A 20,827-nucleotide genomic window follows, 5' to 3' on the forward strand; every position below is an offset into this window, starting at 1 on the left:
CGTTCGCAGGCGAACGGTCAGGCTGTCGAGAAAGTCTCGACAGCCGATACCGAACGGATGTCGCGGATGCCAGAGAGCCCCACGGGTTTCTATTCGGTTCTACTGTATGTAGAAATTTAGCATTATCGCAAAATTCCTTTTTCCTTGGCTAACCGATGCCAACCCGGAAATTCGTTAAAGATTCGATCGTAGAGTTCCTCGTCGCTTACCCGGTCTATATCGCTGAGAGCGAAAAAGTCCGCGTTGTCGATAAAACGCCCTTGCAAGTCGTCGAGTTCTTCCAGAACGCCGAAATTCGCATTGCCGAGGCCAACGAATTGCCAGAAGAGGTTCGATTTCGAGCTTTCGATGAGCAGCTTGGAAATTTTCTTCGTCTCGTAGATACCGCCATCGCTGAAAAATAAGATGTACGTCGGGAGATCGTCGCGCGGCTCTTCCTTGGTATACTTTTTAATAATGTCTTCCATCACGAGCGGCTCGTTGTTTCCGATGCCCAGCCCCCCGAACATTTTCGGACCCGAGTAGGTGTTCTTCACGTAATTCTCATATTCGTGCTCCGTGACGCTGCGAGTCCGCTTCGACTTCGACGCGAAGAACCAAACATCCATCACTCCGTCGTCGTCCATGCAAGCCGCGATCGCCAGCACCTTCTCGAAGGCTCGCTGCACGGTTCCTTTAAGGTAAATATTCGCCATGGAACCGGAGGCATCGAACACGACTGCCACGCGAGCTTTAATCGTGTCCATTCTCTTCTTCTCCAGAGATACCTTTACCTTTTTCTTCAAGAGATCAATCTTGGTCAGATTGACTTGGGTCTCTCCAGCGTTCGAATCTTGTACGCTAGAAGGCGGAGGAGAGCTGGCGGAGGCGGACGCCGCGACTTCCGGGAAGGCCTCTTCTGCCGGCTCTTCTACAACGACGCCGTGAGACTCCGCAAGCGGCTTCAGACCTCCATTAAAACCCCGTCCTATCGCCCTCAGCTTAAACGCATTTTGATGACGGTACAATTCGACCAGCACCAGCGTTTTTTCCGTTTTACCTTCGTTGCACTCATATAGGATTTCGGTATCGCCGGATTTAGCCGCGATCTTGCAACCCTGCACCTCGGAGAATGTGCCCGGACCGTCGAGCGTAGCCGCGAAGACACATTTGTGAATCGGCGAAGACATCAGTCCGTTCAGATTAATCGTGAACTTTACCGAACGGTCCGTTTGCGGTTCAAAACGGACATTCTGGGCCGGATCGACCGCCTGATTATAGAAGATAAAGTACTGGTCCGACGGTACTTTGCCCTGATCGTTTACCATAAAGCAACTTACGTCCAATTCCGCAGGGGAACTTGTCCATTCCACAATGATTTCCGCTATGTTGTTGCCTGGTAAAGGCGAGTTGGAACCCGTAATTAGATGATTCGTATTCGACATTTAATTGCCTCCTCCATGATGCTTTGACTTCATGCATGATTCGAGTGGATTCCTTATTATTCGCTATTCTTTCTTGTAACTCCTCTAGAGTTCGCCCTATTCATGAACTTGCCGAGTCAAGTCTCGAATCTGATTTTCTTTACAATGAAGCAAAGAAGACAGGATCGAGGGAAGTTCCCTCATCCTGTCTTCTGCGCGTTCTAGTGTCAGAAACGAACGGTTTTTTTGATGTCTCCCGCGCCCTCGAAGAGCCGTGGGCGCGAGCCCCGCTGCGATAAGCTTAAGCGTGCTGATACTGCGCTTCATGAAGACGGCTGTAGATTCCGCCGGAAGCGATAAGCTCCTGGTGCCGGCCTTGCTCGGCAATCCCGCTTTCGTCGACGACAACGATCCGGTCCGCGTTCTTGATCGTCGCGAGCCGATGCGCGATAACGAGCGTAGTCCGGCCGACGGAGAGCTCGGACAGAGACTTCTGAATCGCCTGCTCGGTCGCGGTATCGAGCGCCGATGTCGCTTCGTCAAGGATAAGAATCGGCGGATTTTTCAAGAACATGCGAGCAATCGCCATCCGCTGCTTCTGTCCGCCAGACAGCTTCACTCCTCGTTCGCCGATGACCGTATCCATGCCTTGCGGCAATTGCCGGATCATCTCCTCCAGCGAGGCCCGTCTGGCCGCCTCCCAGATTTGCTCCTCCGTTGCCTTCAGATCGCCATAGGCGATATTCTCCCTGATCGTGCCGGAGAACAGGAATACATCCTGTTGGACGATGCCGATATTTTTGCGCAGCGATTGCAGCGTCAGACTGCGAATGTCCATTCCGTCGACGGTAATCCGCCCGCCGGTAACGTCGTAAAACCGCGGCAGCAGACTGCAGATCGTCGTTTTGCCCGCGCCCGAGGGTCCGACGAACGCAATGGTCTCGCCGGGACGGATCGTCAGGTCGATATCGCTCAGAATGTTCCTGTCCGCCTCGTAGCCGAAGGTGACCTGCTCGAAGCGAATATCTCCTCGCAGCGACTCGACGCTCTTCGCGTCCTTCGCGTCGGCGATATCCGGCTCGGTGTCGAGAACCTCCACGTATCTTTTGAAGCCGGCAATTCCTTTCGGGTAGCTTTCGATCACCGAATTAATCTTCTCGATCGGACGGAAGAAAATGTTGGATAACAGTAGGAAGGCCATGAATTCGCCAAGCTCAAGCTTCTCATGAATGAAGAACCACGCTCCGCAGACCATGACGAATACGGTGATCAAACGCATGAGCATGTAGCTGACGGACAGACTCTTGGACATCGTCTTGTACGCGAGAAGCTTGGTTTCCCTGAAGTTAGCGTTGTCGATCGCGAACAGCTTCTTCTCATGCTCCTCGTTGGCGAATGATTGAACGACGCGAATCCCGCCGACATTTTCTTCGATCCGGGCATTGAAATTGCCGACGTTGCCGAAGAGCCGCCGATAAGTATGCGTCATCTTCCCTCCGAACACGATGATGAGCCATGCCATGATCGGGATAATGATGAAGGTAAGCAGCGCCAGCTCAAGGTTGATGTAGGCCATCAACGTGAACGATCCGGCCAGCGTCATAATGGCAATAAAGATATCCTCGGGGCCATGGTGCGCAATCTCGCCGATATCGTTCAGATCGTTCGTTACCCTGCCGACCAAATGACCCGTTTTATGATTGTCGAAAAAACGAAAGGACAGCTTCTGAATATGCTCGAACATTTTTCTCCGCATGTCCGTTTCGATGTTGATGCCCAGCATATGCCCCCAGTAGTTGACAACGTAATTCAACGCGGTATTCAATGCGTATATGCCCAGCAAGCCCATGCCTGCCAATACGATCATGCCCCAGTCGCCTTCAGGGAGAAGGTCGTCGATAAAGCTGCTGACCGCCAGCGGAAATGCCAACTCCAGCAAGCCCGCGATAACCGCGCAAGAGAAGTCCAGTACGAATAAGCCTTTATAAGGCCGATAATACGAGAAAAATCTGCGAAGCATATGATGTGTTCCCCTCTCTTCCGACAGACGGGCGCTTGCCCGAAAAAACATTATAACTCTCCGAAATAGAAATCGTCTATAAAACTTGCCAAATCCGTTATGCGCATCAAAAGAGCAGAAACGGACTCCCGCTGACGATCGGAGAGCCGTGTCTGCCTGTCTCGCTCATGTACCGGACGACCTGCCCGACTACCGTCCGGACTTTCCGCGACGGACCTTCTTTACCTCATACATGCTGACCGTCGTGCTGACTATGTAATCCGGAGCAGCCTGGTTCTTGTTGTCGCGATGACCCTGAAGGTGCTCAGGGCTTTTCTCCCAACTTTTCCACGCCTCCTCCGATTCCCAGCGGATGATCACGACAACCTCCTCCGTCTCCTTGGCGCGTTTGTTGGTCATAACCGTAATATCGACCAATCCCTCCCGCTCGTCAAGTATGCCTTCCTGGCTGAAGCGCGCGACGACTTGATCGGCATTTCCTTTCTCCACGACAATTGTTCTCGTTTGTATGAGCATGCTTGAGCAGCCTCCTTAGGGTCGGTTCATGGTGCGTCTTGAGTCTCTTCATTTACCATCGTCAGAATACGATAATGATTATCATTTGCATTATAAGTATAGCATTACGCAATAAAAAAAAGAAATCGAAATGGACCTCTCGATTTCTTAATAGTACGAACATTGAAGCAGGCCGTTCGGCCCGCTTCATCGGCTCTTCCGTGTACTCGATCAGGACTGGACGATATCGTAGCCTTGATCTTCAATCGCTTGCCGAATGTCCTGAAGCGGAATCTTCTTCTCGTCGTAGGCCACGGTAACTTTTCCCTTGGCCAGATCCACGGTCGCTTCCGCCCCAAGCTTGCGGACCGCGCCTTCGACCGAGCTTACGCAGTGTCCGCAAGACATTCCTTGAACCTGCAGCGTTGCTGTCGCCATCCCGATTCCTCCTTTGCGCCTGTCGGACGAATTTTCAACTTACTTGTATTGTATCCGAACGGCCTTTTCCCAAGCAACAATCCCGATCAATCGGAATCTTGGCATAAACGGCTAGTCCTGAGATACCGCAGGCAGCGGCAGCTTGATCTCCACGCATGTTCCTTCGCCCAGCTTGCTGGTAATGCTCAATGTTCCGTGGTGACTGGCGATGATCCGCTTGCTGACCATTAAACCAAGCCCGTTGCCCGAGGGCTTGCTGGTGAAGAACGGCTCGCCGAGCTTGGACAAATCCTCTTCGGCGACGCCTCTGCCCTGATCGGTGATGCGCACGACCACATCCTCCCCTTCAAGCTGGAGCTCCAGCTCCAGGTCGCCCCCCTTCTCCTGCATCGCTTCCATCCCGTTGCGGATGACGTTGATCATCACCTGCTTCAATTGATTCGCGTCGCACTTGACCGGAGGAACGCTCTGGCGGAATCGGGGGACGAATGTCACATTCATCATGACCGCCTGGGATTCCAGCAGCGCGATCATCTCTCGAAGCAGCGTGGCCATATCCGCAAGCTCCCTCCGGCCGCCCTGCGGCTTCGCGAGAACGAGGAATTCGCCTACGATCAGATTGATCCGGTCCAGCTCGGACAGCATGATCTCCAGATAAGAGGTTGATAGCGTGCCCTGTCGGTGCCCGAGCTGGACAAACCCCCGCAGCGTCGTTAACGGATTGCGGATCTCATGCGCCACCCCTGCGGCCAATTGGCCGATGACGGACAGCTTCTCCGATCTGCGAATCGCTTCCTCCGATTGCTTTCGCGCCGTAATATTGCGGGAGATTTCCGCAATCGCCACAATCTCACCGCCCTCGTCGCGAATAGGCGATACCGTAATGCTGACGTCGATAAGCGTGCCGTCCTTGCACAGCCGAACGGTCTCATAATCCGCCATGGACTGTCCCGCTTGGACGCGTCTGCGGATGTCCGCATATTCCTCCTCCATCTCCTTCGGAACGATGCGCGGCTCCGTATGCAGCGTCTCCTCCAGAGACCATCCGTACATAGCCTCATACGCCTGATTCGCTTGTCTGACCCTGCCTTGCAGATTCGTGACATGAATCGCGTCGGAGGTATGATTAACGAACGATTCCAAATACTCCTTCGTGTTTCTAAGCTCCTCCGCCGAATCTCTCAGCTTGTCCGTATACAGCTGCAGATTGTCCGCCATTGCGTTCACCCGCGAAGACAGCCAGCCCAGCTCGTCCCGACCGCGCACCGTAATCTTGCTGCCGAACCTCCCCTCGGCGATCTCGTTGACGTTGTCCAGAATAAGCCGAAGCGGACGAATCAACCACCCCGCCATAAAATAGCTGACGATGTATGCGACAACGATAAGCAGCAGCGAGATGGAGATATGCAGCAGCAACTGATGGTTCAAGGCCGCCCGAACTGCGTCGTAGCTGAATACAACGCCGACTACATAAGGGGACTCTCCGCTTAGGGCGACGAAGCTTTTCAAGATATCGCGATCCTGCAGCCGTTGCTTGGCCGTGACGATCTGCCCGGTTTGGGCAGCCTGACGAACCCGCTCCGCATCGCTTCGCTCCTCCGAGAAGGTATAAGGGCCAAAAACGACCCCCTGAACGTCCAGATTATGAACGGTTTTCCCCTTCTTCTGCTTGAGGATCGGCGCTTTTCCGAAGAAGGCAGGGTTGAAGCCGGTAATCTCCAGAATTTCCCCGTTGTCTTCCATCAGCTTGCGAATCAGAGACTCCGTTCCGATCTGCTTCTCGTAATCCAAGAGTGCCTGAGCGTTCACATACGGATTTATGATGTAATTGGTTGTTCCATCATAATAGTAACCCCACTTGTTGACCCGGTCCGGGTCGGAGGAAGCATATTGATACGGACCGGACCAATAATTCGACAGCTTCTGTCCCTGCGGAATACGGACCTCCCTCGCGTCAAGCAATTGATTGAACGCGGTGTACCAATAGTCCATCGTCTTCGAGCCCATATCTAGTTCCTTAGGATCAGAGGATTTCAGCACTTTAATATCGTCTTCGGTTCGCTGCCATAGCGAAATATGATCGACGCCAAGCCTCGCGCTCAGCTCGATCAATTGCTCGTTGCGAATCCGGTCGATATGCGGATCGAGCTGACTTTGGGCCGCGAGAGCAGCCATGCGAAGCCGCTCTCCGATGGCCTCCTCCATGAAGCTCTTCGATTTTGCCGCAGCATCAAGGCTTGTCCCGATTTGCATTGCAATCGTCTGCATCTCCTGACGCCTGCTCATCTCCAGCTCATTCTTCGTGGAGTAATAATAAATAGAGATGTTAAGCGCAAGAACGGCTGTAACGACAACAGATATAAGCAGCGAGAGCTTTGCTTTAATAGTCACGCGACTTGCCTCCGTCATCTAGGTATTTCTAATCATTTTGACACAGTTCGACAATTTCCTTCTTTTTCCGCAATAAATTCATCGCCACATGACGTTTGTCATATCGCCGAACTGACACTTATGACTAACCGTAAGCGCATCCACCCTATACAATGGAACTATTCCCTATATCGTAAGGAGGATAATATGTCCGCTTCCAACACCGCGCAGCTTAAGAAAAGCGTCTCTCCTTATGAGAAATCGAACCCTGCAACCAGCGCGAAACAGCTGCTTAATACGCTGCTCCCGTTTTTTGTGCTATGGGCTGCCGCTTATTACAGCTTATCCGTTTCTTATTGGCTGGCTCTTCCTTTTATCATTCTTGCTTCGGGATTCGTTATTCGAACCTTTATCGTGTTTCACGATTGCTGCCACCAATCGTTCTTCAAGAGCCGCAAAGCCAATGAAGTCCTTGGCACGATTACGGGTATTCTGACCTTCTTCCCCTATCACCAGTGGAAGCACAGTCATTCGATCCACCACTCTACGAGCAGCAACCTGGACAAGAGAGGCGTCGGTGATATGTGGCTGATGACCGTCGAGGAATACCTCGCCGCTTCCGCTTGGAAGCGACTCTACTATCGCATCTATCGCCACCCAGCCGTCATGTTCGGCATCGGTCCGTTCGCGATCTTCCTGATCGAATATCGCTTCAACCGCAAGGGCGCGCGCCGCGCCGAGCGTCTGAACACCTGGATCACCAACATCGGCATCGTCGCTCTGTACGGAGGCTTGGCCTGGGCGATCGGCTGGCAATCGTTCCTGCTCGTTCAAGGACCGATCTTCTGGCTGTCCGGCGCGGCGGGAATCTGGCTGTTCTACGTACAGCATCAATTCGAGGATACTTACTTCGAGCATGAAGACGAATGGAGCTATGTAAAGGCAGCCGTCGAGGGCAGCTCTTACTATAAGCTGCCGAAAATCCTGCAATGGCTGACCGGCAACATCGGCTTCCATCACGTGCACCATCTGAGCCCAAGGGTTCCCAATTACTTGCTGGAGGAAGCGCACAACGCCGTACCTCCTCTCCAGCAGGCCACGACCGTCACAATATCCACAAGCCTGAAGGCCATCAGCTTTAAGCTGTGGGATGAGCAGAACAAGGGCTTCTTGACGTTCAAGGACGTACGTCCATTGCTGCGGGCCGCCCAGACGGTCAAAGCCGGGGCGACCAAGTCTAAGCCCGAGCCTCCGTTGACGGATGAAGTCGCCTAGCCGAAGATCCGGCATCCTTGAACGGCGACAGTTGTGTTAAACTATCCCTAAGCGGATTTTTTCTCTAGGAGCGTTAATCATGATCAAGAGGCTTAGGCGATTTCAGATTTTTCCGAGGACGACCGGCGTCAGCCCCTTCGTATGGCTGATGTTCTGCATTTTGCCTTTTTACTTTATTTTCCGTTCGTCATCCAACGTCGAGATTGCCTCCGGCATTCTGATGATCATCGTGTTCTTCTTCTGTTACCGGCTAACCTTGAAATACAAAGGTTGGCCGGTTTACGTTGGAACCAGCGTGCAGATCGCCATCTCGATCGCCATGACGCTGCTGTTCAGCTATGCTTATTTCGCCTTTTTCCTGGCGTTCTTCATCGGCTATATTCAGAACAAAGCCGGGTTTATTACGCTGTACACGGTGCATATCGCGACCTCGTTCATTGCCGTCAATCTGGGCTTTGTGCTGCAGGACAAGTTTTTCATCACCCAGACACCTTTTATCCTGATCAGCCTGCTTGCCGTTATTCTTCTTCCGATCAGCAACTATAACCGCAACAAGCAAGGGGAGCTTCAAGAACAGCTTAAAGACGCCAATCAGAGGATCTCCGAGCTCGTCAAGCTGGAGGAGCGGCAGCGCATCGCCCGCGATCTGCACGATACGCTGGGACAGAAGCTGTCCTTGATCGGCTTGAAGAGCGATCTTGCCCACAAGCTGATCGCCGCCAATCCCGATCGCGCGCGCGCGGAGATCAAGGACGTGCAGCAGACCGCCCGGACCGCTCTGCATGAAGTCCGGCTGCTAGTATCGGAGATGCGCGGAACCCGTCTTGAGGATGAAATTGAACGAATCAAGCAGATTTTGAAGGTGGCTCAAATCGAGTTTGCATTCGAGGGCAGTACGCAGCTTCACGGCGTGTCGCTATTATCGGAGAACGTGCTCAGCATGTGTCTGAAGGAAGCCGTCAACAATATTCTCAAGCATAGCGGCGCCTCCTCCTGTACGCTGTCGCTCGCCCAATCGGACACCGAGGTCGTGATGAAGGTGCACGACAACGGAACGAGCCGGGCCGAGCGGTTGAACTTCCGCCAGGGACACGGCTTGCAGGGGATGAAGGAACGGCTTGAATTCGTGAACGGGACGCTCAGCATCACATTGGATCAAGGAACGACGCTTGTCGCCGCCATCCCTCTGATCCTGAAGCGCCCCTAATAGGAGGACGAGAACGGATGATTAGAATTGTCATCGCCGAAGATCAACGCATGCTGCTTGGCGCCCTGGGCTCTCTGCTGGATTTGGAAGAGGATATGGAAGTCGTCGGACAAGCCTCGGACGGGGCGGAGGCGGTTGATCTCGTCCTTGCCCTTCAGCCGGACATTTGCATTATGGATATCGAGATGCCCGGCAAGACCGGTCTGGAAGCTGCGGAGCAGCTGAAGGATCATTCCTGCAAGATTATCATTCTGACGACCTTTGCCCGCACGGGCTATTTCGAACGGGCTGTCAAAGCCGGCGTCAGCGGTTACCTGCTCAAGGACAGTCCGAGCGACGAGTTGGCCAGCACCATTCGGAGCGTGCTGTCCGGACGGCGCGTCTATGCGCCCGAGCTGGTGGACGTCGCTTATCGCGAGAATAATGAAAATCCGCTGACCGATCGCGAGAAGGAAGTGCTCGGCCTGATCGCCGACGGCAAGAACACGAAGGAAATTGCCACAGAGCTTTATCTGACGACCGGAACGATCCGCAACTATATCTCCGTTATCCTGGACAAGCTGAACGTCAGCAATCGGGTTGAAGCGATCAAGCGCTTCAATGAGAAGGGCTGGTTCAAATAGCGTTGAGCTTCATGAAATCCTTCTTCATGATCGCCTTCACCAGTCCGGGCCATTTGGAATTGGCCGGACAATATTTCGTGCCGATCTTCTCGATGGTCGTATAGCCCTTGTCCACGTATTTGTCGGAGAGCAGCTGGCCGAACTTCATGACGCTGTCCCCCTTCGTCTCGAAGCTGTATGCTCGTTCGTGAGGATCGGAGCCCGAAGCGTTCAGCCCGAACAGGTTGTTCTTCTTCTGGGCCAGCCGGCTTTTGCCGTTGCCGCTCTCCAGCTTCATCACGGCAATCGTGAACAAGGCGTTGATGCCGAATTTCTCCTCCGCCTCCAGAACCGACTCCTCCAGGCCGTGACCGGCCAGCGCCGTCCCCCGGAAGATCACGGCGATATCGTCTTCCGTCAGGCCGGAGCTCGTCTCGACCGTTGAAGTCGGCTTCGTCGGTTTGTCCGCCGATTCTTGCTCCTCGGGCTTCCCTTCCGTCTCCGACTCCTTATCGCTCTCTCCCTTCGGCTTATGCTCCGTGCTGTATTCTTCGGGCTTCCCGTCCGTTTCGTCCAGAAGCTTCGCATAATCGCCGTGTACATACCCTCCCCCGCTTATTCTCAGCCATCCGTTTTCCGTCTTGGAGACAATGTCCAGCTTCTCGCCTTTTCGGGCCACGCGAATGACCTTCGACTTCGGATAGCCATTCGTCCTGACATTCAGGAAATACGCCGTCACCTCGTAAGTATGTATCTTCCTAACCGGGATTGATGCGATATGTACTTCTTGATTCGCATTTTTGACGATGTCTTCGATCTCCGGGAGGGTCGACTCAGCCTGGAATGTCTCCAGGCGGATGAATTGCTCGTTGGAGGAAGGAAGAGACGGAGCTTCGCGAAGCGGCGCTTCCTGCACTCCAGCGTATGCCCCGATCAGCGGCCAAGGTTGGGACTCGGAGGAGAAATTATCGCGATTATCCTTTGATTCAGCATTCGGCAGCAAGTGGCTTATTCCTAGAGCCAGAGTCAGCGCTATAACCGCGCCGGATAGGCAGAGGATCCATTTTCCAAGGGTACTCCTACGCATTCGACTGCACCTCTTTCATCAATTTGGTGAAGGCAACTCGCAGTGATTGGTTTGATTGTACATATATGCAGATGAAAAGCTTGTCATTCTATATGCGAATAAAAAATGTGATTTTGTCGATATCGGAAAGGCATTGCCGCTGCCGGAATCCGCGAATGCCAAGGTTTCCGGGGAGTTTTCGGTTTTGGGCGAAAAAAATTAAAATTTTTTCATAAAGCTGCCGATCCCTGCTACAGATCCCGCAGCCGCAGCAATTGCTTACATAGGTTAAGCAACAAACGCGCATAGTATTGCTGTTGCAAACATTACCAATTGCTTAGGTGGTTTCGAATTGGCTCTGATGAACGGCAAGATTAATTTCTTCCAGGCGTGTACGATTCTGATGCTGATGAACGGGCTGACCAATCACGTCATCGTCAATCCGATGCTTCTGGACGCCTCCGGCCGGGATGCATGGATAGCCGCTCTGGCTGGAGGCGCTCTCTTCATTCCCTGGAGCATCCTGCTGGCTCTCTTCATGAGAAAATCCGGGCAACGGGAGCTTCAGCCCTGGCTGGCCGAGCGCGCTTCTCCCGCGGTCGCCTGGGCGCTGACGATACCGCTTTGCGTTCAGCTGTATTTCATCGGAGCGATGACTGTCGTTCATACCTCTACATGGACGATTACGAATTATTTACCAGGGACTCCGAAATTTCTGCTCGCGTTGATTCTGGCCGGATTATGCGCTCTCTATGCGAGCTGGGGAATTCGCGTCATCGCGATCATGTCAGGCGTGCTGCTGCCCGTTGTCATTCTGCTGGGCATCTTCGCCGGAGTCGCGAATTATCCCGAGAAAAACTTCAATCTCCTGAAGCCGTATCTGGAATTCGGCTGGCATCCCGTGCTGAACGGCATGATCTATGCCGGAGGGGGATTCATTGAGCTGGTCGTGCTCGTCGCCATGCAGCGGCACCTGAAAGTCACAATCCGCCCCTGGGCTATGGGCGTCTATGCCTTATTGATGGTATATATCATGCTCGGTCCCTTGATCGGCGCGATTACGGAGTTCGGTCCCTTCGAGGCAGCGAAACAGATGGTTTCTCCCTACGAGCAATGGCGGCTGGTCAAGCTCGGCACTTACGTGGAGCATGTCGATTTCTTCTCGATCTATCAATGGCTTTCGGGCGCTTGCGTGCGGGTAAGCTTGTCCATCTTCCTGTGCCTCGATCTGCTGCGTATAAGAAGAAAAGAGCTCAAGCGCCGGCTCATTCTGCTGATTGCCATCAGCTACATCATTCTGGCCCTCTTCCCGGTCAACGAGTACAGCTTCTATTTGTGGCTGTATCGCTACTACTTTCCGATCTCCCTTATCGTGGCCTTCACGGCCTCGATATTCTGGATGGGGATCGCGTGGTTTTCCAAACCTGCAAAAGGAGGCCTGACATGAACGATCAGACCGATTCAAATGCAGCCGCAGAGAACTGGAACGAGGCCGGATTGCGCAACCTGTTCTCCCACTCCGCCGACGTGCAGATTCTTCCGTGCAAGCTCGATGACGCTTCCGATTCCGAGATTCTGCTTGTCTATGCGGAAGGGCTGTGCGATACGGTACAGCTGGCCCAGACCGTGCTGCCGAAGCTTGAACGTCAGTATCTAAGAGATCGCTTCAAGGATTTGCGAGCAGACGGCTACTCGGGCTCTCTGCCGTTGATACCCGTTAAGAACGAGTCTGCCGAATCCCTGGCCGAATATCTTTTTCAAGGAGACCTGCTGCTGCTGTTCGCCGAAACCGGACGTCTGTACAAGATGAATATCTGCAACCGTCCGGAACGCAGTCCGCAAGAATCCAACACCGAGATTTCCATTAAAGGCCCGAAGGACGGCTTTACCGAAGATCTCGTTGTGAGCGTAGCGTTAATTCGCAAGCGAATTCGCAGCACGAGCCTGAATTACGAGACGTTTACGGTAGGAAGAAGAACTAAAACCAAAGTCGGCCTGCTATACTTCGAAGACATTCTGTCTCCGGATATTTTGCATGAGGTTCGTTCCAGAATCGGCAATATCGACGTTGACGGCCTGTATAGCATCAATCAGCTGGAAGAGATGCTAGCCGACTCCAAATATACGGTTTTCCCTATGTTCGCAGTAACCGGACGACCCGATTATGCGGTCAGCAGCCTGCTGGCCGGAAGATTCATTCTGATCGTCGACGGAAGTCCCATGGTGCTCATCGGACCGGCTGGATTGTCCCTGCTCATGAAGTCGCCGGAGGATGTGCATTTCAACTACACCTATATTTCCTTCGCCCGAATCATCCGGCATATCAGCTTGTTTCTGTCCATCTCCCTGCCCGGCTTCTGGGTATCGCTCGCCGCCTTTCATCAGGATCAGGTGCCTTTTCGCATGATGGCGACGATATCGGGAGCGAGGCTGGGATTGCCCATGACTGCGCAGATGGAAATGTTCATTCTATTGATGCTGCTGGAGATCTTCCGGGAAGCCGGCGTCAGGCTGCCCAGCTCCATCGGCCAAACCTTGACCGTCGTCGGAGGGCTTATTATCGGGGACGCTTCGATTCGCGCAGGGCTGGTGTCCCCGTCCGTTGTTGTCGTAGGCGCAATCACGGCGGTTACTTCAGTGACTCTCGTCAATCAGTCGTTAAGCACGATTGTGAGTCTGGTCCGCTTCTGTATCTTCGGCGTATCGGCCTTCATCGGGATGTATGGGATGATTCTGTGCCTGATCCTGCTCGTCGCTTATCTGTCCAGATTGCATTCGTTCGGCATGCCGTATCTGGCTCCGCTCTCTCCGCTTAATGTCAAAGACCTGGCCGTGTCCTATCTCCGGGTTCCCTGGAGCCGGATGAGAACCCGGCCGGGAAGCTTGAAGCCGGTCGACCGCGACCATCAGGGAGAGAACGGCGAATGAAGCGAAGAGGATTGCTGCTCGGCCTATGTCTGGCCGCGCTTCTGCCGCTATCCGGCTGCTGGAATTCCAAGGACATTCAGAATATGGATTATGCCACCGCTATCGGCTTAGATTACGTGGACGGCAAGTACATCACGTATGTGCAGTTTTTAAACTTCTCGAACGTCGGCAGGAATGAAACCGTCCAGATCGGCAAGGAAGTGCCGATCTGGGTCGGCAGAGGGGAAGGCGCCACGGTCAGCCAATCTATGTCTTCCATATACGCCACCTCGCAGATGCACATTTTCTGGGGACACGTCAAGACGATCGTATGCTCCGAAAGCTTGCTGAAGAAAGGAGTCGAGGAGGCTTACAACTCGATTAACCGGTTTGGCGAAATCCGCTACAACATTTACATTTTCGGCACGAAGGAGAAGTTTACCGACTTGTTCATTCAGAAGTCGATCTTTAACCTGTCTCCTCTCGACACGATCATGTTCTCGCCGGAGCAAATCTATGCCCAGCGTTCTTTTATCATGCCGCTGACGGGCAATCAGGTCATCGCCCAACTGACCGAGCCCGGCGAGCCGGCTATGCTGCCCTCGATCTCGATCGTTCGCGATGTGTGGAAGGAAGACAAGCGGAGTCGGCCGATGCTCAAGATCGACGGGGCTTATTTTTTCCAGGGGAAGAAGATGCAAACCTGGATGGCCGAAGAGGAGCTGGCCGGCTCGCGCTGGACGCAGAAGCAGCTCAAGCGCTCCTTAATCAGCGTTCCTGCCGGAGATCATCCTTATGCGACGCTAGTCCTGATCAATCCTCATTATCATGTCGATGCCAGGGTCAAGGACGGCAAAGCGCGGTTTGATCTAAGCCTGCAGCTGGATGCTACGTTGGACGACCTGAACCGCGAGGTATCGGTAGAGGAATTGGAGCGGCTGACAGAGGCTGCTGTGCGCGAGGATATTATGGATAGCTTTCGCAAGGGGCTCGCGAAGCAGGTTGACGTGCTTAAGCTGGAAGAAACCTTGTATCGCAATCATCCCAAGCAATGGCATCTGCTTCACGATAAGCAAGAGTTTCTGCTGGATCGGGACTCCATTAACAGTATTACGGTCAAGGTGCATCTGCGCAACACGGGAAAATATAAAGGAAGGATCCGGTAGCTTCCGTCGGGACAGATTCGCGCTTCTCCGCTTCCGGAGAAGCGTTATTTGTTCTTGGCACGGATCGGGCGCGATAGTCAAGCGGCCTGTTGCCGGGAGCCCGCTTGATCTGTATAATACGAATAGGGAACATACGTTTGCACCCCTTGAGTATCGTAATCAACCACAACCAGAATCGGCGGAGGAAACAAATGAAAGGAACGACCCATCTGGCCATCGGCTGCGCGATCGGCGCTGTCGCATGCGCCTATTATCCGTTCAGCCTGAACCATGCGGCATGGTATCTGTCCGTGGCCGGGTTCTCGGCTCTAAGCGCGGACCTTGACGGCCCGAGCCTGCTGAGCGGCAAAATTACGAAGCTATCGAAAGTATTGAGAAATGTCGTGCTAGGCTCGGGGATTGTCCTTATGGTCGGATTGGCCTGCCTTTACTTGATGTTCGATCGTTTCTACACCGGCTATGCCTCCTGCGCGATCGCCGCGTTCCTCCTCGGCCTCGTCGCCAAGCAGGGCTTCATCCGCAACGGGCTGGTCAGTCTCGTCGGCTGCGTGCTCCTGTATTACGGCTTGGCGTCCGGCCAGACCTGGATGATCGGCCTTGCCCTGTTCATCATCGGCGCGCCTTGGCTGAAGCATCGGGGAATGACGCACACCGTCTGGGCTTTGGCGCTGTGGGGCGCAATCGGGCGAGAGTTGGAGCGGCAGCTGGGCATAGAAGGGATAGCCGCTGTCGCGGTTGCCGGCTATGCTTCGCATTTGCTGGCCGACACGATGACGCCGAGCGGCGTGAAATGGCTGTATCCGCTGTACAAGAAATCAATTAAGCTTCATTGAGAGAACGAGCTGTTGAGGGGCTCATTAGTGCCTTAACCACAAAGAAGGGACTGCAGAGGCGGGTTTTGACCACGCCGAGCAGTCCCTTCTTTGCTCCCGCCCTCCGGCTACACTTGAATTTCAGTCAGCTCGTGCGCACGGTATTTCAGCCGGGCGGTCTCCGCCGCCTGTCCAAGCAGATCGGTCACTCTGATGCTGTCGCGAATATTACGCAGCGTATAAGACGGCGAAGTCGTATCCGTAGAGAACACGGTGATATCCCCGAATTTCAGCATTCTTTCTAGCAAATTGCGCTTCAGGGTAATATCCCGAACGCGGTACAATTGAATTTCCTCGCGCCGCTTCGTGAAGATCCCCTTCTCCACAATGATTCTGCGTTCGGTAATCTGGTAGCGCGTAAAGCTGGGAATGCCATAGTTGAAGGGTTTCCCCTCCCAAAGCACGTTTTCGTTCGACATGTCGACCTCTCCCCGGAATCGGATGTTTGCTTCCTTCATTGTACACGAAGCAGACTATCTTGGCTTCCCTTTCTTCCATTGCTTTCCTTCCGTTTATCTCGACCATACGACCAATGCGCGCATATCCCGTTCGGCGCCCAGACTTACCAGCTCCCGCCCGATAGTCGTGTCCAAGATCGGCTGGCCGTTCCACATCTCCAGCTTGACCTTCACCAGCTTGCGGCTGCGAATAATCGCGTGACAGGTTTGCAGCAGTTCGACCGCCTCGCCTTGCGGCGCCGAATCCTCCCCCTCCGCAGCGCTTGAGCCGTCCTCCCTGACGGGGTAAATTCGCTTACCGTTGTTCTCGATCCAATACAGCCAGCGCTCCCCCCGCAGCGCGAGAAAATTACCGGCCTTGCGGGAATAGCTCGCCCCTCGCGCGCTCTTCGGCCAATCGATCAGAATGCCGAACGGATTAGCCGGGTCTGCCGAGGATAAGATCGTCGTCTGGGGCTCGCCGACCTGCGGAAGCGGCTGTCTGACCGCCTCGCTGAGCTCGCGGGTCGTAAATTGCAGATGAGGGTCTCCCTTGACGAACGTCCCCCTCGCCAGAACGCCCCATTCCTCCAGCTTCTTCAGCGCCGGATAGAATTGATCCCATGAATATGGAGCGGTCTTGGCCACCAGATCCTTGTTGATTAGGCCATAGGCGTTCAGAAGCTGATGCGTCCACGCCAGCACGGGAGATTCGGCGCCCGAAGCCGACTGCCGCTCAAGGCTGCCCGAACTTGCTGCCGCCCCCTCCGCTTCCTGCGCAAGAGAGCTGGTGGCATACCACCGTCCCTGACCCGAGCCGGTCTTCTCCCATGGGGCGGATTTGCTTCCGATCTTTAAGCGCAAGGGCGCGAATTGGTCGTTGGACACTCTGCCTTCCCAGGCCAGCTCCAACAGCTCGCCCAGCAGCTCCGACGGCGGCTTCCCTTCCTCCCGGCTAAGCCGCGTGAGGAAGCTCGCGCCTCCCGCCCGAATCCGGCGCAGCAGCTCCGGATGCTTGGTCGGCTTGGCATTGGCTTGCTCCAGCACCGCTGCATACAGCGGCTTGGCATCCGTAAGGAAAAAGGCGACCTTGCCCTCTTTGTCCTCCGCCTCCTTGCGTCCGATCCAGAGCACCTCCCCGGATGCGCATAGCTGATCCAGGTACTCCTTGCGATACGCGATTACGCGAGACGGAAGCACGATCGTCTCCCAGTGCGACAGCGGAAGAAACAGGCCTTGCAGCCGTTTAAGCACGGCGAACAAGCCTTCGCTTCCTTGCTGCTGCATTCCTTTCCACGCATGCTGGAGCAAAGCGGCCTGTCCGCACCACCTTGCCGGATCGACCGGCTCCGCCTTGCTGCGGGCTTGGCGAATCGATAGCCTGACGAGCTTAGAAGCCAGCTTCTCGCTTGTCCAGATTCTTTCTTCATCGTTCGCGGCGTGCGGAGCCCGCACGATTAAACCGTTGTCGAGCAATTGCACGACAGCCCGCTTCGCCTGACTCAGCGTCAAGTCGGGGTAACGCTCGCACAGCTGCGCTTCCGTGAACGAGAGCACATGCTCAGCGAATCGGCCCAGGATGAACAAAAGCGAGGATGCCGTTCGCGGAAACTCGCCGTAAACCTCCGATTCATCGGAGACAATCCAGCGAAACTCCCCGTCTCCGGTCAGATCGACGGTCATCGCCTTGCCTTGCTTGCGCAGCTGCTCCAGCCAAACCAGCGCGGATTCGCCCGCCAGCCGCGTCAGCTCCTTGGCCGTCATATCGCCTCTCCTCTTCAGAAGCGCGCCCAATTCATCCGAATTTCTCGGCTTCTGCTCCGGCTCGTTCAGCCTGCGCGTCTCCTCCTCCACTACCTCCCGGCTGATCGCTTCGCCGCTATCCGACCGATCGAACAGCTGCTCCGCCAATTCCTTGCTGACGTTCAGCAGCTGCAATCTCGTCGTCTCGTCCAGCCCTTCTCCCTCGTAGAGCTTCATGTTCGCGTAATCGGCGATAAACTGGGCCGCGAACGGAGAAGGATAAGCGGTCTCCTTAACGACGACAGCCACCTCGCCCGACACCAGCCCAGTAAGCAGCTGCTTCAGCTCATCGATTCGCAGATAATGATGCAGGCACTCCGACATCGCCTCGTGCAAATAGGGAAAGCGCTCGGCATAGGGCATCGCTCCGCGCAGCAGCTCTTCGCTTCGCAGCCGCTTCTGCCACAGCGGAGTGCGCGTATAGCTGCGGGACAGCAGCAGCCCGTTCTCGGCGATCCGGCGGAATGCCATGCCGAGCAGCGGCGAACCCGTAATCGCCTCGACCAGAAGCGCCTCCGTATTGCCCGGCGTTACCTGGCGAATGACCTGCAGCCAGGAAGCGTCTCCCACGGGCAGTACGAATTCTATCCCGTTGTCCTTGGCGTTTCCGTAAAGCCGATACGGCAGCAGCTGCTCGAACTGCCGCTCGATCGCGAGCAGCCAAGCCCGGTTCACGGTACGGCCCGCCAGATTGTGCACGATAACATGCGTCTGGTTCATCACGTCGCGATAATGCTCGATGACGATCTGCCGATCGGTCGGCAGGCCGCAAGCGCGGTGCTGCGCCCGAACGAGCCCGATCAACTCCTCCGAGGAGGAGCGGTCCAGCGGATAACGCTCGCCAAGCCATTGGCAAGCGCGTTCATCGCTCTCCTTGACTTGGCGCTCGTCGCTCTCCTCCCCTTCCCCCTCGCCCAGCTCGAGACGCTCCGACAGCTCTCGCAGGAAGGCCCCGATCTTCTCTCCAAGCTCGTAAGGGCGGCTCCCGGCTTCGTTTCGCCAGAACGGAATTTCGCTGAAGCGATTGCCGGCTTCCGATACGTACACTCTGTCGTGGCGAATGTCGCGGATCATCCATGAGCTTGTTCCGAGCTGGAAGACGTCGCCGACACGGCTCTCCTCGACAAATTCTTCGTCCAGCTCGCCCAGATGCGCGCGGCTATCCAGATGATGAACCGGATAATTGCCGCTCTGCGGAATGGTTCCGACACCGGTAATCGCCGCCATGGCGGTTCCGGTCCTTGCGGACAGCCGATTGCCGACGCGATCCCAATCGAGCAGCGGCCTGGCGAAAGGATAGAAGCCGGACAACACCTGAAGGACGCTTTCCAGTCGTTCTCTCTCATATCCGTGATAGCTGTAGCTGCGGTTAATGAGGCGGTGCAGCTCGTCGACCCCCCACTCCTCCATCGCGGTCATGGCCACGATTTGCTGGGAGAGCACGTCCAGAGGAGCGCGGGGTATGCGGATTTCTTCGATCTCGCGGAGAGCGATCTGTCTTCCCAGCACGGCAAGCTCCGGCAATAACGCCTTCTGACGGGCAAGCAGTATCCCCCTGCTGGCTTCGTCAACCGCATGACCTGCGCGGCCGATTCGTTGTATGCCCCTGGCGGCTTCCTGGGGAGAATCTATCTGAATCACCAGATCGATATGTCCGACGTCAATGCCCAGCTCCAGGGAAGAGGTCGCCACGAGACAGCGCAAGCTGCCCTCCTTGAGCATCTGTTCCACTTCCAGACGGCGTTCCCGCGATATGCTGCCATGATGGGAACGGGCCATCTCGTACCCGACATGATCGTTCAAGCGCAAGCATAGCCTTTCGCACAGCCGCCTGCTGTTCACGAACAACAGCACGGAACGGCAGCCCTCCATCGCCTTCATGAGCCGGTCCAGCAGGGGCAGCCACACGGCTTCTCGCGTCGCGGCGGGTCTGGACTGATCGGGCATCGTAATGAGCAGATTCATTCTTTTGCTCATTGCGCTTTCCACGATAGTCACGGGACGGGGAGCCAGCGCGCGGCCGGTCGGCGGAAGCGCTTCTTCCGGTTCGCTGTCCCGCCGCGCCTCCTCCCAGCCTCCCAAATAAGCGGCCACTCTCTCCAGCGGATTCTGTGTTGCCGACACCCCGATACGCTGCAGCGGACGTTCGCCTCTGCGGGCAAGCCTCTCCAGCGACAGGGAGAGATGCGCTCCCCGCTTGTCCCCGGCTATATCGTGAATCTCGTCGATGATGACCTGCTCGACCGTCGTCAGAATGTCTCTGCCTTTCTGCGAGGTCAGCATCAAATAGAGAGATTCCGGCGTTGTAATAAGCAGGTCTGGCGGTCGACGCAGAATGGCCGCCCTTTTGCTTGCGCTGGTATCCCCCGTGCGAACCTCGCAATGAAGGCCCGGCCAATCCGCGCCGCTAGCCGCCGCTTGCGCCTCCAGTTGCTCTACGAAGCCGAGAGCATGGTGATGTATATCGTTATTAAGCGCTTTAAGAGGCGTAAGATACAGAATTCGAACGCCCCGCCGCTCTTTGCCCGATAACGGTTTCTCCCGAACCCGCTTGTCCAGACAAGGAAGCAAGGCGGCCAACGTTTTGCCGGAGCCCGTCGGCGCCGCGATCAGCGTATGCTGTCCGACGATGATCGAGCGCCATGCTTCTCTCTGGACATCGGTCGGTTCTCCGAAGGCTTCCGCAAACCATGCGCGGAGTACCGGGTGAAACGGGATCGCTTCGCTACTATCCGTCAACTCGTACAGCCTCCTGTCTATTGCAGC

General features: G+C 55.2%; 15 protein-coding genes. 7 read left to right on the forward strand and 8 right to left on the reverse strand.

Annotated features, from left to right (window positions below):
- Positions 1-122: 122 nt before the first annotated feature.
- The 5 genes from ACFO1S_RS27660 to ACFO1S_RS27680 all read right to left on the reverse strand — a co-directional run bounded on the left by ACFO1S_RS27660 (position 123) and on the right by ACFO1S_RS27680 (position 6,747).
- Positions 123-1,424, reverse strand: coding sequence for a vWA domain-containing protein (locus tag ACFO1S_RS27660; protein WP_204602980.1), 1,302 nt, complete (start codon positions 1,422-1,424; stop codon positions 123-125).
- A 280-nt stretch (positions 1,425-1,704) separates the two neighbouring features.
- On the reverse strand, positions 1,705-3,423 hold the full coding sequence (locus tag ACFO1S_RS27665) for an ABC transporter ATP-binding protein (protein WP_204602981.1): 1,719 nt from the start codon (positions 3,421-3,423) through the stop codon (positions 1,705-1,707).
- Between the two features lie 189 nt (positions 3,424-3,612).
- The gene (locus tag ACFO1S_RS27670; protein ID WP_204602982.1) at positions 3,613-3,939 is read right to left on the reverse strand and encodes an antibiotic biosynthesis monooxygenase; all 327 of its coding nucleotides are present in this window, start codon (positions 3,937-3,939) and stop codon (positions 3,613-3,615) included.
- A gap of 210 nt (positions 3,940-4,149) precedes the next feature.
- Positions 4,150-4,356: a copper ion binding protein gene (locus ACFO1S_RS27675; RefSeq protein WP_204602983.1), complete on the reverse strand. Its 207-nt coding sequence runs from the start codon at positions 4,354-4,356 to the stop codon at positions 4,150-4,152.
- A 111-nt stretch (positions 4,357-4,467) separates the two neighbouring features.
- Positions 4,468-6,747 (reverse strand): ATP-binding protein, encoded by a 2,280-nt coding sequence (locus ACFO1S_RS27680; protein ID WP_378127968.1) that lies wholly within the window; start codon positions 6,745-6,747, stop codon positions 4,468-4,470.
- A 186-nt stretch (positions 6,748-6,933) separates the two neighbouring features.
- Here ACFO1S_RS27680 and desA point away from each other — a divergent pair, with 186 nt between their 5' ends.
- The 3 genes from desA (at position 6,934) to ACFO1S_RS27695 (ending at position 9,831) form a co-directional block, all read left to right on the forward strand.
- Positions 6,934-8,001, forward strand: coding sequence for a Delta(5) desaturase DesA (gene desA / locus ACFO1S_RS27685; protein WP_204602984.1), 1,068 nt, complete (start codon positions 6,934-6,936; stop codon positions 7,999-8,001).
- Positions 8,002-8,080: 79 nt separating this feature from the next.
- A complete protein-coding gene (locus ACFO1S_RS27690; RefSeq protein ID WP_204602985.1) occupies positions 8,081-9,208 on the forward strand; it encodes a sensor histidine kinase in 1,128 nt (375 codons plus the stop codon).
- Positions 9,209-9,225: 17 nt separating this feature from the next.
- On the forward strand, positions 9,226-9,831 hold the full coding sequence (locus tag ACFO1S_RS27695) for a response regulator (protein ID WP_204602986.1): 606 nt from the start codon (positions 9,226-9,228) through the stop codon (positions 9,829-9,831).
- On the opposite strand, the gene ACFO1S_RS27700 is transcribed toward ACFO1S_RS27695, so the two are convergent.
- Complete coding sequence (locus ACFO1S_RS27700; protein WP_204602987.1) at positions 9,824-10,897, reverse strand: glucosaminidase domain-containing protein; 1,074 nt, start codon at positions 10,895-10,897, stop codon at positions 9,824-9,826. The genes ACFO1S_RS27695 and ACFO1S_RS27700 overlap by 8 nt on opposite strands.
- A gap of 340 nt (positions 10,898-11,237) precedes the next feature.
- Here ACFO1S_RS27700 and ACFO1S_RS27705 point away from each other — a divergent pair, with 340 nt between their 5' ends.
- The 4 genes from ACFO1S_RS27705 (at position 11,238) to ACFO1S_RS27720 (ending at position 15,782) form a co-directional block, all read left to right on the forward strand.
- Complete coding sequence (locus tag ACFO1S_RS27705) at positions 11,238-12,323, forward strand: endospore germination permease (RefSeq protein WP_204603176.1); 1,086 nt, start codon at positions 11,238-11,240, stop codon at positions 12,321-12,323.
- A complete protein-coding gene (locus tag ACFO1S_RS27710) occupies positions 12,320-13,804 on the forward strand; it encodes a spore germination protein (RefSeq protein WP_204602988.1) in 1,485 nt (494 codons plus the stop codon). Before ACFO1S_RS27705 ends, ACFO1S_RS27710 begins: the two co-directional genes overlap by 4 nt.
- Positions 13,801-14,949 carry a Ger(x)C family spore germination protein gene (locus ACFO1S_RS27715; RefSeq protein ID WP_204602989.1) on the forward strand — a complete coding sequence of 383 codons (1,149 nt, stop codon included), beginning with the start codon at positions 13,801-13,803 and terminating at the stop codon, positions 14,947-14,949. The genes ACFO1S_RS27710 and ACFO1S_RS27715 overlap by 4 nt, the downstream gene beginning before the upstream one ends.
- A 191-nt stretch (positions 14,950-15,140) precedes the next feature.
- Positions 15,141-15,782, forward strand: a complete 642-nt coding sequence (locus ACFO1S_RS27720; protein WP_204602990.1) for a metal-dependent hydrolase — start codon at positions 15,141-15,143, stop codon at positions 15,780-15,782.
- A gap of 107 nt (positions 15,783-15,889) precedes the next feature.
- Here ACFO1S_RS27720 and ACFO1S_RS27725 read toward each other — a convergent pair whose 3' ends face one another.
- Both ACFO1S_RS27725 and ACFO1S_RS27730 read right to left on the reverse strand, forming a co-directional pair.
- Positions 15,890-16,240, reverse strand: a complete 351-nt coding sequence (locus ACFO1S_RS27725; RefSeq protein ID WP_378127972.1) for a PH domain-containing protein — start codon at positions 16,238-16,240, stop codon at positions 15,890-15,892.
- A gap of 93 nt (positions 16,241-16,333) precedes the next feature.
- Complete coding sequence (locus ACFO1S_RS27730) at positions 16,334-20,800, reverse strand: DEAD/DEAH box helicase (protein ID WP_378127974.1); 4,467 nt, start codon at positions 20,798-20,800, stop codon at positions 16,334-16,336.
- Positions 20,801-20,827: the final 27 nt, after the last annotated feature.

The organism is Cohnella boryungensis, from assembly GCF_042651945.1.
Lineage (GTDB): Bacteria > Bacillota > Bacilli > Paenibacillales > Paenibacillaceae > Cohnella > Cohnella boryungensis.

Bases quoted from the DNA above. Each gene is read 5' to 3' on its own strand.
- ACFO1S_RS27705 (WP_204603176.1), top strand. From the start codon at position 11,238: ATGAACGGCAAGATTAATTTCTTCCAGGCGTGTACGATTCTGATGCTG.
- ACFO1S_RS27710 (WP_204602988.1), top strand. From the start codon at position 12,320: ATGAACGATCAGACCGATTCAAATGCAGCCGCAGAGAACTGGAACGAG.
- ACFO1S_RS27690 (WP_204602985.1), top strand. From the start codon at position 8,081: ATGATCAAGAGGCTTAGGCGATTTCAGATTTTTCCGAGGACGACCGGC.
- ACFO1S_RS27715 (WP_204602989.1), top strand. From the start codon at position 13,801: ATGAAGCGAAGAGGATTGCTGCTCGGCCTATGTCTGGCCGCGCTTCTG.
- ACFO1S_RS27660 (WP_204602980.1), bottom strand. From the start codon at position 1,424: ATGTCGAATACGAATCATCTAATTACGGGTTCCAACTCGCCTTTACCA.
- ACFO1S_RS27725 (WP_378127972.1), bottom strand. From the start codon at position 16,240: ATGTCGAACGAAAACGTGCTTTGGGAGGGGAAACCCTTCAACTATGGC.
- desA (WP_204602984.1), top strand. From the start codon at position 6,934: ATGTCCGCTTCCAACACCGCGCAGCTTAAGAAAAGCGTCTCTCCTTAT.
- ACFO1S_RS27720 (WP_204602990.1), top strand. From the start codon at position 15,141: ATGAAAGGAACGACCCATCTGGCCATCGGCTGCGCGATCGGCGCTGTC.
- ACFO1S_RS27700 (WP_204602987.1), bottom strand. From the start codon at position 10,897: ATGCGTAGGAGTACCCTTGGAAAATGGATCCTCTGCCTATCCGGCGCG.
- ACFO1S_RS27670 (WP_204602982.1), bottom strand. From the start codon at position 3,939: ATGCTCATACAAACGAGAACAATTGTCGTGGAGAAAGGAAATGCCGAT.
- ACFO1S_RS27695 (WP_204602986.1), top strand. From the start codon at position 9,226: ATGATTAGAATTGTCATCGCCGAAGATCAACGCATGCTGCTTGGCGCC.
- ACFO1S_RS27675 (WP_204602983.1), bottom strand. From the start codon at position 4,356: ATGGCGACAGCAACGCTGCAGGTTCAAGGAATGTCTTGCGGACACTGC.
- ACFO1S_RS27665 (WP_204602981.1), bottom strand. From the start codon at position 3,423: ATGCTTCGCAGATTTTTCTCGTATTATCGGCCTTATAAAGGCTTATTC.